At 37.0% G+C, this 15280-nt stretch carries 7 protein-coding genes; 4 read left to right on the top strand and 3 right to left on the bottom strand.

Features of this window, described 5'->3' with window-relative positions:
- The first annotated feature begins 52 nt into the window (after positions 1 to 52).
- Positions 53 to 739: a hypothetical protein gene (locus tag ACMAYS_RS06445; protein ID WP_146037734.1), complete on the top strand. Its 687-nt coding sequence runs from the start codon at positions 53 to 55 to the stop codon at positions 737 to 739.
- Here ACMAYS_RS06445 and ACMAYS_RS06440 read toward each other — a convergent pair.
- The 3 genes from ACMAYS_RS06440 to ACMAYS_RS06430 are packed head-to-tail and all read right to left on the bottom strand — an operon-like array spanning position 736 to position 2796.
- Positions 736 to 1287: a hypothetical protein gene (locus ACMAYS_RS06440; protein WP_392990887.1), complete on the bottom strand. Its 552-nt coding sequence runs from the start codon at positions 1285 to 1287 to the stop codon at positions 736 to 738. The two genes, ACMAYS_RS06445 and ACMAYS_RS06440, sit on opposite strands and share 4 nt — an antisense overlap.
- On the bottom strand, positions 1274 to 2011 hold the full coding sequence (locus ACMAYS_RS06435) for a flagellar motor protein MotB (RefSeq protein ID WP_103216343.1): 738 nt from the start codon (positions 2009 to 2011) through the stop codon (positions 1274 to 1276). The genes ACMAYS_RS06440 and ACMAYS_RS06435 overlap by 14 nt, the downstream gene beginning before the upstream one ends.
- 2 nt (positions 2012 to 2013) lie before the next feature.
- A complete protein-coding gene (locus tag ACMAYS_RS06430; RefSeq protein WP_103216344.1) occupies positions 2014 to 2796 on the bottom strand; it encodes a motility protein A in 783 nt (260 codons plus the stop codon).
- A 300-nt stretch (positions 2797 to 3096) separates the two neighbouring features.
- Between ACMAYS_RS06430 and ACMAYS_RS06425 the strand changes: the two genes are divergently transcribed.
- Genes ACMAYS_RS06425 through ACMAYS_RS06415 form a run of 3 tightly spaced genes read left to right on the top strand, consistent with a single transcriptional unit; the run spans position 3097 to position 15148 of the window.
- On the top strand, positions 3097 to 4983 hold the full coding sequence (locus ACMAYS_RS06425; protein ID WP_392990892.1) for a hypothetical protein: 1887 nt from the start codon (positions 3097 to 3099) through the stop codon (positions 4981 to 4983).
- Between the two features lie 3 nt (positions 4984 to 4986).
- Complete coding sequence (locus ACMAYS_RS06420; RefSeq protein ID WP_412462958.1) at positions 4987 to 10146, top strand: fibronectin type III domain-containing protein; 5160 nt, start codon at positions 4987 to 4989, stop codon at positions 10144 to 10146.
- 10 nt (positions 10147 to 10156) lie between these two features.
- Complete coding sequence (locus ACMAYS_RS06415) at positions 10157 to 15148, top strand: fibronectin type III domain-containing protein (RefSeq protein WP_412462957.1); 4992 nt, start codon at positions 10157 to 10159, stop codon at positions 15146 to 15148.
- Positions 15149 to 15280 lie beyond the last annotated feature (132 nt).

Here is a 15280-nt window from a genome sequence, read left to right as displayed (position 1 = left end):
ATGTCCCAATGAAGTTCTTCGTTAAGTCTCATATCACTTTTATAATTTGATTATGAAAACACTACAAGAATTTAGACCAACTCACAAAAATGTAATTAACAACGGTAAGGCCAAGAAAGCCGGCACGTCTCGTAAGTCAAAGAAGGCTAAAAAGGGGAGCTCTTCTTTTAATCTGACGAACGTGGCCCTTGCTGTTTGTGCAGTTCTTATGGGTGTTGGGCAATATAAAAAGTCTTCAGAAGTAGCAAAGTTAAAAGAAGCGAATGCTTCATTAACTCAAAAGGTTGCTAATCTGCAAATGGACTCGATGAAATATATGGCAGACAAGAAGATTCAAGAGATTTCAAAAGAAACTCTTAAGAGTAAAGTCGCTCATGTGGATTCCTTGAATGCCATTATTGCAAAAAGTAAAACAGATCTAGCAAAAGCTAATTTAGAAATTGAAAGTCTTAAAAATTTAAAAATGTCTGCACTAGAATATAAAACGAAGCTGGCCCAAATTGAAAATGAATACCAGAAGCGTTTAGATGAGCACAATAGAGCAAGTACTGAAACGATTACACGAATGGGTCGTAAGATGATGGCAGAAGTTGATAATGCTAAGACGCGAGCACCAGCAAGTGCTACACGTCATGTTGTTCAATTTAAAGGAAATCAGCCAGTGAATGCAAAAGTACTTAGTAATCAGAAAAGAGCTGTTGAGTCTGATGAATGGAGCTCAAATAATATGGAGTTCTAATTACTTTCAAACTTAGCTAATAGCTTCAGGGCCATATCCTTACGGTAAGCAATATCAACAGGAAGGGCCCTAAAATCCAGATTATCAATCGTACCCATAAACTTCTTATATCGCTTAGACAGATCTTCTCTTGCTTTACCAATAAAGAACACGTCAAGGAACGTGATATTATTACGTGCAATTTCAATCTCTCTCATACTATTGAAGTAAATCGCCATATTTTCTAAATAGAGTAGAGCAGCAATACTTTGATCTTCATTTGTTGAACTATTTTTTAAGTCACGATCATAGAGAGAGTGAATGAAGCTTTCAATCGAATTAATATCTATTGGCCTAGCAACAGAAACAATTTGTGTAAGATCACGTCGAAGACATGATTGATACTTTGTTATTTTATCTTGTTGAATGCATTTGTCGTAATCCATTTTATCTATTCTCTCTTGTGCCACCGAAGGGTTAAGGAATAGGTAAGTTGGAATTGTCACTCCTAAGAATACGACAAATACAACGATAAATTTTATAAAGTCTCTAAGTTTATTTTTTGTCATTAAAATATATTCCGAATCCAAATTTGATTTTCGATTTTGGATCTTTAGGTTCTACAACTTTAATAATAACTCTTCTGTTTGGGTTAAAGAAAATTTTATTCTTATTTTTTTCTTTTAGTTTCTCTAACTCTTCTGGAGTTATAAGTGGCTCAGAGTCACCCTTTGTCGTTGCTGCTAGCGTGCTAGGAGGGAAACCAAAGTACTCAAAACGAGAAAGAACTTTAGCTGCTCTTACTGCTCCTAATTGCCAAGGACCTTCGATACCCGGAGCAATACTTCTCTCATCAGAGTCAGTGTGCCCCTCAATCATAATTCGATAATTAGGATTCTTAGTTCTGATAATATCAATCATTGTATCAAGTGATTGCATACTACTCTTATTAAGCTCTGTACTTCCTTCAGGGAAAAGAATACTACTTGAAAATGATATGATGAGTTCATTATCTACAATGGAAATCTTACTATTCTTCTCTAATTCAGGGTGCTTTGAAATTTCTTCTGTAAGCTCATTAAGCTTAACTTCCGAGCTTTTAAACTTTCCCTTTTGAAAAGAAGTCGAAAGATCCTTGGCCTTTTTGTTGAAACCGACAGGATCATAATTTGCAAATGCCATCATCAGAATGAAGAAACAAGCAATTAGAGTCATCATATCTGCATACGATACTAGCCAACCACTCTCGTCATCTCCGCCGCCCTGATTTTGAACTTTCTTTTTAATTGCCATTATTAACTCGCAGATTTCCAGTCTAATCTTTCATTAGGTGCAAGGAAAGAGTTAAGCTCTTCTGCAACTAGTACTGGATTAGACTTTTCTAGAATATGTTTAATACCTTCAAGAACGATATTGTCTTTAGCTTCCATTTGTCTTTGAATCTCTTCAAGGTTTTCACTAATTGGGATAAATCCAAGGTTTGCAATGATAACTCCATAAAGAGTTGTAATAAGACAAACACCCATGGCCGGTCCAATCATCTTCATAGCATCTGCTCCACCAAGGTTTGCAAGAAGTACGATCATCCCAATTGTTGTCCCCATCATCCCAAAAGCCGGTGGAAATTTTCCAAGAGTTTTAATCTTTCTAGTATCTTCACTTCTAAGCTGATTCATATTGACAGCTCTTTGCTCAAGGATCTCAATAATTTTTTCCTTTTGAAGAAATCCATCTGCAATTAACTCAAGTCCTTCTTTTAGAAATTCATCGGATGCTTTACCAGGAAGGTTTTCAGCAGCTTCGCCTGAACGATAAGCTTCACAAATTTGCATGATCTCTTTAATAACACCTGGAGAGTCCACCATTTTCCCACCAAGGAATTGTTTGATGAAAATCTTAAGGAGAGCTCCAATTTTATTAAGTTGAAATGCTACTGAAGTCGCAGCAAAAGTTCCTCCAAGTACAATGAAGAGGGAAGGGCCATCGAAGAAAAGTTTTAAGTCACTTGATGACATCCTTAAACCTGCAAAGAGAATTACCGCAGAGAGGACCAAACCAATTAAAGAAAAAATGTTCATTTATTCACCTTTGTAAATATTGATTACCAAAATTTTACTATTTTTAACTACTTAGGTTAATTTCTTCTCAGGTCGACACTTTTTTCCGCCTGAAATTATGCGGCCTCAGATTTCTTAACTTTAAGTTTGTCATGGCATCGGTTGGGGAGCGGTAAGGTTGAACAAATACTAAACTAAATATGCGTTCGGTAATATTTTCCTTTAATTTTAGGCACTTAAAATAATTCTCTTTTTAAACTACAATTTTGAGTGAGAAGCGTAGCGTTATTTTTAATTAATGTAAATAAAATGGGTTATCGAATGAATAGAATTTACTTTCTGTTAGGATGTTTTTTACTTTTTAGTTGTGTTGGAAAGGTTGAGGATGCAAATTCTGAATTAACAAAGGGGATTAATGACGGAGAAACAGTCATTAATTACACTGGTATTCAGGATGCAATGGCCGTTGCACATGATAAAGTTGAAATATATTTTCCACCTTCAAATCTTGATCCTTTAAAAGTTACTTATATCATTAACTACGATGGTGCGATTGCTCCAATTACAGTACCTGGGCGTACTCTTGTTCCTGATTATCGTGGTTTTCTTCGTTACACAGTTACTGGTTTAAATATTAATGAACAATATGTTTTTAACGTTCAGGCTAAAGACGATAAAGGGCAACAGTCAGTTAATGACGCTTTTAAGTCTGTAGCAACTTATTCAAATCAAACAGCTAACTTTACTGGTATTGGTAGCATTAAAAATCTCTCAGGTGGAGCTTCGAAAAACTCTCTATTAATTGAATGGCCAGCGGCAGAGAGAACTGGTGGATACATTCCTGAAGATTCGGATGTTTCAAAGTATGAAGTTGTTTTAATTAATTCTGATACAGCAACACCAGTTGCGTTCGACGACACTTCATTTACAGCACCAACTCGTATTGTAAACTATGTTGATGGAAAAAAGATTTCTCAACAGGTAAATGGTCTTCTTCCAGGTACAACTTATTATGTGAGAGTTAGAGGTATTCACCACGGATTTAGTAAATTTAGTTCTGATCCAAGTTATTATTATGAAAAGAATAATAACTACCTATCAGCTACTACACTAAGTGATAGCGTGGGGGACATACAAGTTGATCTAGATTCTTTTGAAGTAACAACTCCTAGTAATAGTACTGGAAAAACCTCTCTTGATTTAAGTTGGGCAACAGGGATCGGAGCAATCGATCATTACCGAATCTACTATAAAGAAAATGGAACAGGTGAGGCGTGGTCGACATATAAGAATAGTCGCGATGATATTTGTAATGGTCAGGAAACGACAGATCCGGCTTACTTTTGTAAGCAAGTTACATACGAGGATAGTAAGTCAAAGCTTGTTGAGCTAGAGCCTTATACTTCTTATGAAGTATATCTTATTATGTGTTTAGATTCTTTATGTTCTCCGGGGAAGTCAATTATATATAATTCTCCGAACGTTTATCGTACAAGCCCTCCGCTTGTAAGCTTTTCAGGAATTACTGAAATTAATAATCCACGATACCATTGGGCCCTTAACGAAATCTACTTAAGCTTTGAACCTGTAGATCTAGCTAGTGGTGTAATTGATGGGATGTTAATTGAAGTAAAAGGGAGAAGTACTGGTGAGCCATTTATTGATACATTCATTAACTTTCCAGATGGTAATAACCCTACATCGCTAAATCCATCAACTCTCGATTTTACTAATGGAACAGAAGTTTCAATTAGAGGGATCGACATTAACTCGACTGAAGAGTACTGCTTTGCTTTATTACCATTCGTTTACGTTGGTGACGTTGTTACACCTAACCGTGACTCAGAAGTAGTTAGCTGTATTGTTCCGCAGGTAATGACTCCTACATATGAAGACTTTACTGGAATCAGTTCTTTATATTTTGATAGTTCAAATAATTCCGCAGCAATTTCATGGACTCCTCCTGAAGAGGGTGTCTACGACCGATATGTTGTCTTTATGAAGACAACCACTGGAACTTTTAGTTTTAGTGATGCTGTAAATGGGAATAATGATTACTTAAGATTTGAGGCCGAAGAGAATGCTGTTGGTATAACAATTCCTTTTATTCCGCCTGGGACATATTACTTTGGTGCACTAACTTATCTGTACCAAGAAGACAAATACTCTGAATATAACAATAGTATTCAAACACTGGTGGTTGAGTAATTTATGAAATTTCTATCTATTGTACTAAGTTTATTATTACTTGCTGGTTGTGTTGGAAAAGTAGAAGACGCTAATCTTGAAAAAGCAAGAAACGCTGAAAGTGGTAGGCAGACATTTCAATTTGCCGGTATTTCAAAAGTCATACCAATTTCAAATGATAAGATTGAAGTTTATTTCTTTCCTGCGACTGGACCTGCTTCTGAGTTAACTTATCTTATTAAAGTTAACGATGCGACGATTCCTATTGAAGTTAAAGCCGACTCTTTATCAGTTAATGATGAAGGGATGTATCGTTTCACTGTAAGAAACTTAAATGTAAACACTGAATATACATTTTCTGTTGGTGTAAGAGACGGAAGTACTGGAAGTCAGAGTGAGAACGATGCAACATTAAGTGCTAAAACATTTTCAAATTTTACTGCTGACTTCGCTGGTATTTCGAGTGTTGAGCCATTGGTAGGTGCTGCTGGCCAAAATACTGTTCTTGTAAAATGGGTACCAGCTGTGACTCTAGGGTCAACTTATAATCCTATGCCTAACGATCCAATCGCTTATGAGGTTTCATACATCGCTGCTGATGATGGAACAATTTCGGACTTATTTAATAATACACATCCTGCAATTCAAAGAGATCTAAAGCCTGGTGAAGTAACGGCTTCAACAGGTGGAACAACTGAAAGAGAAAGACAAGTTACTGGGTTAATGCCTGGCAAGCAGTATTATTTCAGAGTTAGATCTATTCATAAGAGTTACGGTATTTATCAAGATACACAAGGTTATCGTTTTGAAGAAAATAATAAAATTATTTCTGTTACTACTTTAGGTTCAGGAGGGCTTTTTGACTGGGATACCCTATCTCTAAGAGCAACAACACCAGACAAGAATCTAGGTCTAACTTCAATTGATTTAACTTGGGCCCCTGCAGTAGGGCCATTTGAAAATTATAGAATTTATAATTATAAACTTGGTGAAGCCGAGGAAGACGTTGATCTTGTAAGAGCAAGAATTCCTGAAGAAATTGATGCTTCAATTATTGATCCTCTTAACTTGGCCGGTGATTATAGAACAGCTAATGCAGAAGAATTTTCAAAAAGGATAGGGAGTTTAGAAGAGTATGATTACTACCTAACTTTTGCGATCGCTTGTCGAACTCTAACATGTGGTGATGGTGAAAGAATAATTGGAAAACCTGTTTTCTACCGTGCAATTCCAAAGCTTGCTTCTTTTTCTGGAATTTTAGGGATTCAGAGTCCACAAGATATTAACAACCTTAATCAAATTACAATTAATTTTGATCCACCTGTTATTGAAACAGGGTTTCTTAATGGATTTGATATTTACTGTTATGAGGGTGAAGGTGATGCTAGTCCAACGCTTTTGAATTTTAATGTTGCAAATGCAAGTGGTAAGGCATCGTGTGATGGACTTATCAGATTAGATGATAACCCAGGAGACTATGCAGGATTTGGTGCATATACAAGTGTACGTATTCAAGGAAACTTTTTTGGGGCCGGGGATACTGTTGCTGATAAAGAATATTGTTTTGCGGCCGTTCCTAGTGTTACAGGAAATAACTTTTCACTTAATGATGTTGATAACGCGATCGTAAAGTGTATTACTCCAATTGTTAAGGTTCCTACTGTGGAACAATTTCCTGGTGTAATTAATGCATGTAACACTGGTGCCGATTACATTACAGTAAGCTGGGATGCTCCTACTGGTGGTATCTATGACAAGTATGCTGTTTTCTATAAAGAAAAAGATGGGAAAGTATTTAAGTATACAGATGCTCTAGCAAATGACCCTGCCTATACTAGAGTTGATAATATTGTTGCGACAACTTATACATATACAATTCCATCTCTTGTTCCAGGTAAGATTTATCAATTTGGTGTTCTTCCTTATATTGACGGAGCATCTCCGATTTATGCAGATATCAATACTGGATTAGGTGAGTGTAAGATTGAAGTACCTAAGCCAAGATTTGAAGAGTGGGTTGATATTTTTGCCATTGGTCCTAAAGCAAATGGAATGGTTACTCCAACGGGACCTGATCGTAAAAAAGACTATATTTTAGAAACTTTAAATGATAGTGGACAACCAATTGAAGTAGAAGTAGATCCTGCTACACTAGCTCCTACAAGTGGTTTTGAAGATCAATTTGGTATTGCAAATGGTAGTACTCAATTTAGTGGTGCTTATGGATCTAAAGATGGAGTGACAACAAACTCACTACATCAATACTCGAACTCTGGTATCATTCGTATCGCTTGGAAGGATGTAACGTTTACAAGTGGAACACTTTCGATGCAAACTTTCATAGATGCCTATGAAACTGGTTTACAAAAGAAAGATCATAAAATTGGATATCGTGTTTATCGCTCTGATGATAATAAAATCACTTGGAAAGATATCACAAGTGGTGACTTTGATTACCAAACTCTGACGAATAAAGGTTTACTTCACCCAGTTGATTACACGGAAAGAAGTCGTACTAATGAGGTACTTGAAACATATCGTGCCGTGATGTTTACAGACTATTCTGTAAAGCATATTCAAGCGGGTGATGACTTTAATCACGCTCGTGTTTACTACTATAAAGTCGTTCCAGTTTTTAGAGGAGTTGAGCTCGAGTATGAAAGAGAGACAACTAACCCTCAGCATATTATTAAGGTTGTCCTTCCTCCTGAGAATATGGCACTTGTTCACCGTTTTATGGCAAACCGTCAGCAATGTCGTGAACTTGGAAAGGTTCATTCAAGAGATATTAGCCAGAAATATACTTGTTCTTGGAATGGGGTTGGGGCCAGAGGTCTAACATCTCCATGGATTAAAGGTTCAACAGTTTATGATTTTGGTCCAAGTATGCTAATTGACCGTTTTGAGCTAGGTTGTAATTTTACGAGAGGGGATTACGCATATGAAAGAAGTAATTTCTCTGGAACAATTCCTAATTTTACAGGTTCTAATGATCTAGGTTCTGGTTTTGTGGGTTGCTTTAACGGAAATTCTCCGGGGTACACTTCTGGTGTTAATCACCCAAATACTGGCGAGTCTTATACAGATCGTAGTCAACTTCGTGTAGGTGATTGCTTTGGTGAAGATACAGCTTCAATTGCAATTACAAGTACTACATGTAGCGATCCGGATACTGCTGATCGTAGAGATTTTGTTGCACCAGGAGTTAGTGGTGATTTTACTGATTGTACTGATCCGGCCAATATTGCGACAAACTTCTTTAATCCTTATGGAGGAAATGGAAGTTATGCTTCTTATAATGTGCAAAGTGAGTTTGCGGCAGTTTACTACTCTCGTAATGCTTTAAAGACTTATGAGGATCGTATTAGTCATGGTTACTACAGAGGAGCTGGTGGTGCCGCCCTTGCTGATGGTAATAACCTGAGAAATAAAAACACACTTGGACCATCTCGTTGTATGATTAATATTCCTGTTTCGGATTCAACTGACGGTGATAAGCTTAAGCCGAGATGGCTTGCTGTTAATAATCTTTCAACACTTGCTCATGGGGTAGATGATGTCGACATTCTTGATATGTCGATGAATGATATTCTTACTAATAATAAGTTATTTGATTCAGGAATTAATGCAACTCCTAGTCCTGCTTATACAAATGTTGATACATCACCACGCTATCGTGGAGATACAAAACTATCTCGTGTTTTCTCTTCTAATGATTCAAAGCTTCCTCCATTAACGGGGCTTAGTCAGACGCAGGCCAATCGTGTTTGTAATTCATATGAAGTAAAGATTGGAACATATGATGATGACGCAGAAGAATTTAAGCAAATTGGCCCGGTAAGAGAAAAGAGGCTTATGCGTCGTGGAGAAGGGATTACGGCAAGTCGTTATCCTAAAGACTTTGATGAAGCAGCTGTAGCTGAAGTTGAGACAGGAACAAGAAATGATGCTCCTGTAACAAGTGGTGTGAATTTTCAAAATTCATGTAACGTCTACGATAGAGATGTTATCAGTGGAGCAGCGACAAATCAGCAAAGGTCAGGTGATCGCCTAATGATCAATATGCCAAGTAGTTATCAGGGAACAGTGACGACTCCGCGTCGTGTACCATTTATTACTGGCTCAAGTTTCTATGATAATGGTGGGGCACAATTTACGACTCAAGCTTGTACATCTCGCTTTGGTGTCCAAGATATTATTGGAAATAAGGCGGAAATTTCATCAGAGCAAATCTTTTGTGGTTTTGATAGTGAAAAGCTAATGCTGGGAGCAGGACTTGCTTCAAACTCAGTTGAGGCACCAAATGGTGCTTTCTATTTAAATACTTTAATCTCTTGGGTTATGTCTGATACAGATACTGGGCGTTGTTCTTTTGTTGAACCAGGTGGAGCAAGAGGTGGTAACTACCTTGTAAATGGTGCTTTTACACCTATCTTTGACCTCTTTGGAAATGTAAATACGGGAGTTGCTGAATCTGTAAACTCATTGGATCCAGGAAGTGTTAGTTATTATAGAAATGGTGACGGGTTCTTCTTAGACTTTGGGCAAGATAACTTTGCTCCTAAGCTTTCAATTAATGACACCTTGGCCATTAAGTGGGATCAGGATGTTATTAATCGTGCACAAGATATCTCAACAGACCCACGTCGTGGCCGCTACTTTAATCCAATTCTAGGCTTACCACTAGAGTGTCAAGGAAGTTTATGTTCAGAAAGTTTGGATAATATGTCGATTTCTCTTGAAACTTTTGTAACGGACTTTAGTCTTGATCCATCGTCAATGGATATACCAAATTTTCCAGTTGGCGATAGTCAGATTTTTTCTGATGGGATGTCTGAAATTACAGTTAATCGTAATCGTTATATTTCTCCTGCAAGTAGAGAGTATTTCTATGACTTTATTGAGTCTGTTGACCCTGCAATGGATACATATGCCACATATTCAAGTACACACGGTGGAGCGCTAAAGTCATCTCTTGATAATGATGGAACGGCGGTTGACTATGTTAGATGGAGTCTTTCGCGTACAACTCCTATCTATATGCTGAATTTTGGAGAATCGAACACTAAGAGCAGTGGTCGTTATTCAGCAAGATTTAATGCTAGAAACGAATATGATCAGATGAGAAGTGAGTATGCAGCAGTAAGGTGTGTTGTGCGCATCGAAGATGAGTCTTATCAATAAGGTAGAATAAATGAAGAAGTACGTTTGGTTGATCTTATTCTTTATAACAATTATCTCGTGTACTCCGGTGGAGAAGGCAGATGAGACAGCTGAAATTTTAAATGATGGTGTTGACGGTACGGTTGAATTTTCAGTCGTGGGAGATCTTGATAGAGGAGAGTTCCTACTTGGCGGACTTGGTGACGAAATTCTTATAAGAGTTAAGAATAATACTGGTTATAACTTAAGTGATGCTCAATTGCTTATTGATCAAACTTCATCTGCTGGTGTTAAATTCTTTCCTGACGAAGCAGGGGAATCAGAAAGTCCAGGCTTTGGTGGAGATTGTGGTCTCGTTATTGCTTCTAAAGCAACTTGTTATTATAAGCTAAGATATGAAGCTCGTACTTCAGGTATTCACACGCAAGATCTTCAATTTAACTACAAAACTCTAATCGATAATTTTTCGAAGTCAACTCAGTTAAAGTTCTTAACAGGAACTCCAGCATCATTAGTCTTTGAAGAGGAGACGATTAATTATTCATTCGGTGTTGTTGAAAGAACAGAGCCAAAAGTATTCTCCCAAAGACTTGTTGTCGTAAACACGGGAGAATTAAGGGCCCGTAATATCACAATGACAAAGCTTGATAACACGACTTCAAATGCGATCAGTATTGTTTCAAATACATGTGGAACTGTACTCTTACAAAATGAAACTTGTGAACTTCTTGTTGAATTTGAGGCAAAGAATTATGGTGTTGGTGCACCTGATGGCAATGTTGATGTTGATTACAATTCAAATATTAGATTTGACTATGGCCGTGACCCTGAGGGTGGTGTTAATGCCCTTAACGTTTACTTTGATGCTAAGTCAATTCGAATTGAAGGTGATATTCAAATCGGTGGTCTTCCTAACTTAAGTTTTGATGATCTTGTTGTAGGAAATATCGATACTCAAACATTAAAAGTATCAAATAAGGGATATAAAGAGGCGATTGTTCTAAGTATTGACGTAAGAAATGCTGCAAATACGCTCGTTGCACGTTGTTTAAGAGACGAAAGTACTGGTGGCGATAATCTCGTATGTCGCGATCCTTCAGGAGATTTAACGAGTAGTGCAAGTGATCTTCCACTGACAACAATTCCTTTTAAATTCTTCGATTCAAGTAAGTGTTTTATTGATGTAAATGATTTTAACTATATTCGTGGTGAAGATGGTCGAATTACAAATACAGCATTAAAGCAAGTTGCTGGTAGAACGATTGCTGATCCAGGTGGATCTTGTTTCTTTAATGTTACTTTTCATCCTAGTGTGCAGTTTGAAGCTGATGGTAATTTTAATAACTACCGCTTTAATGTTCGCTATGATTCAACATGGAAAGATAATGTCGTTATTAAAAATGACTTAGATGCTGACGAAAATAACTATATTGTTGAAGATGCTAACTACTTAGCTGCGGCTAAATTAAGCTTTAATGTAATTGAGTATAAGAATACAACATATACTAATACAGATACCGTTGATAACGATCTATTTGATTATGACTTAGGTCGAATCTCTCTAATTGCAAATTCAAATTATAAAGAAAGACTTAGAATCAGAGTGAATAATAGTGGATCAACTTCTGGTGAGGTCGTAAGTATTACAGACGGAGCTCAACCTACTGCTAATGTTATTACAGAAACAAGTTATAATATTAATAACTATTACCAAAACGTGAAAAACTCTGGGTGTGACTACCTAAATCCATATAATGGGCAATGTGATATCTTATTTGATCTAAATCCAATTGTATCAACAAACCCAGATAGTACAGCGGCTGAGAATGAAGAAAACTCAGCAATGTACGATGTACTAGAAGCTTATCCAAATCGTTACAAAATTTTCAGAATCAAATACAAAGATGGGACAACTTATAATGATGATATGTCTCCCCGCACTGATCGTGAAATTGAAATGAAGATGCGTGGCCTTCTCGTTAGAAAAGGATTCCTCTCTTATTCTGATTTTACAATGACAGAAGGGATTACAACTCCTCCTGTTACAGCTAATGAAACACGTTACTTCCATTTAAAATTAGAAAATGTTGGTACAGGTGGTATTACATACATTAATTTGAACACTCCTCTAGTTTTTCCAGGGACTTTCTTTTGGGCCCCTGATGCAAGTACACCTTTATTTGGAGGTGAAATTGTTAATAACCCAAGCTCTGCACTTGTGGCAGGTGTTGATAAGGATTGCTATGACGTTATGGACTTTGGTGGCGCGATGGGGCCAGTATCAACTTCACCAGGGACAAATGCACCTTCACTTCTTGCTCCTGGAGAGGTTTGTAGTTTAACAATTGAATTGGAAAAGCTTTCAAATGATAAAAGAGAAGATAGCTATTACACTACGAACGACCGCAGGTGGCAACGTCACTTTTCTGCGCCTTTAAATGGATCACATGCGCTAAGAGAATATAGTAGTGGAATGATGGTTCAAGATTTCTTCAATTTTGGGTATTTCGATGGAGATGGGATTGCGGATGCCGGTACTGGATACACTCCTGAATTAGATGGGCACGGTGGATACTATATGACTCAAGATTATCCTGTTGCTATAAACTCAAGAAGATCAGCAGCACTTGTACCAGAAGGGGCGCAACCGATGATTAGTGCGGTTTTATGGCGTCAACAAGTAAACATCCCTTCTCATTCTCCTTTGGCCGGAGAATGGGGACAAAGCTTTGGAAGTTACACAATTCCAGCTATGTATCGAGATCTTGCAAAAGGTACTGCTGTAGAGCCTATTACTTATGCACCTACAAAGTCTGTTAATAGAATTGCTCCGTATCGTGATACAACTTATGACTATGTTTATTATGCAGGAACTTTCTATGCTGGAGATATAGTAACATTACCATTTCAACTTTATAATGCTGGAGAAAAACAAGCTTCTTCATTATCTCAAATGTTAAATGGTGACAGTGAATTCTCTGTTACGTCAATGCCTGGGAATGTTGGACAAGCATCTTTGGCAAATATTGAACTAGGATTTGCTCCTACTGTACAAGGAACATTTCAGACTGAATTAGAAATTCAATATAGAGATGGATCTCAAACTCTTACTAATCGTGACACTTATGCTTACACAAATAATATTAAGTCTCTACGTATTCTAGTTGTTGCAGAAGCAGTAGCTGCAAATACAGGAAGACTTTCTATGAAGTCTCAAAAGTATACTGTTGAATATGATGAGCTGACTAATTCACATACTGAAACCCTAGATGTCACTGAAACAACTCATAACCTTGAAATGAATGGCTATGATGTTGCAACAACCGTAGGGGTGGAAGCCGTTAGAGGTTCAAATGTTTATGCAAAAACTCGTCTCGTTTTCACAAACGAAGGAACTACGACAGTTAATAATGTGAAATTTAACTTAAAGACATCTCTTCTTGGGGCCATCCATGATAATAATGGTGCAGGTGTGGGATATTCTCTTGAGTCAGTAAATTGTGGAGCAACCTTAGCTCCTGGGGCATCTTGTTTTGCAGATGTTAAGCATAAGGCCAGTATTGCTGAGTTACCTTTGACTACTCGCTACGGTATTCTCTCTTATGATATTGGTACAGATCAGTACTATGCAGAATCGTTTAGAATTCAATTTACTGCAGTTGATCCGGCCAAAGTTGCGGCAGGGAATTTAATTACAAATAATATTAGTGACGGATCAGGTGGAACAATTCCTAATGCTTACTTTATTGATATTGGAACTTATGCGAATCCTGCGCACCCGATTCTTTCTTCTTATCCAAGTGGATCACTGATTAAGAATATTAATCTTAATAATCCAAGTGATGAGAAAGCAAGTTTCTTGAAAGAGTATAGAGAGTATGTTGGTAATCAAAGTGCGACAATTCCTGCAGGTGACTTTCATACAGTCTATAACCAAGGCTTCATTCAGGTTGAGTTAAATCGACCTTGTTTCTTTGGTGATGATGAAGGGGGAGGTCTTCCAGAGGAAGAGTGGGGTTTCAATGTCAATACGACTAGTACTTGTACGATGAGAGTAACATTCACGTTCGATGAAACATACCTTGGTGAATACGTCGATGAAAGTCAAAACTATGCTATTTTAAAATACTACGATAGTAAGAGGGCATCAGTTTCGACACTGCCGATTTATGTAAAAGGTTTTATTGAACCAAACCGTTCAAATGCAATGACAAATGAAATCTTTAATGTTGAAACAGATGATACAGGAAGAGTTTATTTAGAATGGGTTGATTTTTCACCAATCAATAATGACTGGGGACCAATTATCTCTTATCGCGTTTACTATAGTGAGTTTGAAAGTAGTTTAAATGATTTATATAACTCAACTGGTTTAACTTTTGTTGAAACTGCAGGTGTTACACCGAATGTTGAAATCACAGGACTGCTACAAAATAGATTTTATTATTTAAGAGTTGTTGCTGTTAGAGAAACTTCATCAGGTAAACAATATCTTTCTATGCCTAATGGATTTACGACGAAAGAAGTAGTCATACCTAACGAGACTGCAATTTATGATTACTCGAGAAGATTAATTATAGATAAATTTGCTCTTCCTGAAGGATCTGGTTCTCCTACTTTTATTACAAAATCAGAGGCCATTGAAAATTGTGAGGGATCAACTCGCACAATTAGAAAAGAGGGTGGTAACAGAACTAGAGCAAAAGAGCTTATTGACTTAAATGACTATTACTTAATTAATGCTGACGATACTAATAGTGATTATCCTTTCTTTGCATTCCCACACTGGTTGGCCGACGCACCAGAGGATATTGCACCATTATTTCCTGGCTTTAGTTGTGATTTAACAAATATGCACAATGAAGCTGATAGCATTATGTTTATTAAGAGCTGTGATAATTGTACTTGTAATAGTTTGTCTAAGATTGTTGGTGGGGAAGACTTTCCACTAGATACAATTATTTATGCTTATGATGACTTTAGTGGTGCAGCTAGATGTCGTGTTTCTCAAGATGATTATTAAGAAAAGAGGGAAGTATTATCCACAATGAATTAGTTGGGTAATACAAACCCTCTTTTTAGTTTAATTCTTAACAAAATCTTCATAAAAAACTCAATAAAATCAGATGGTTTAAGAGATTTTTGCCCTGTATTA

This window comes from Halobacteriovorax sp. RT-2-6 (assembly GCF_047085025.1).
Taxonomy (GTDB): Bacteria; Bdellovibrionota; Bacteriovoracia; order Bacteriovoracales; family Bacteriovoracaceae; genus Halobacteriovorax_A.
Note: the sequence above shows the minus strand (reverse complement) of the source record. Positions and strands in the feature narration are given on the sequence as shown.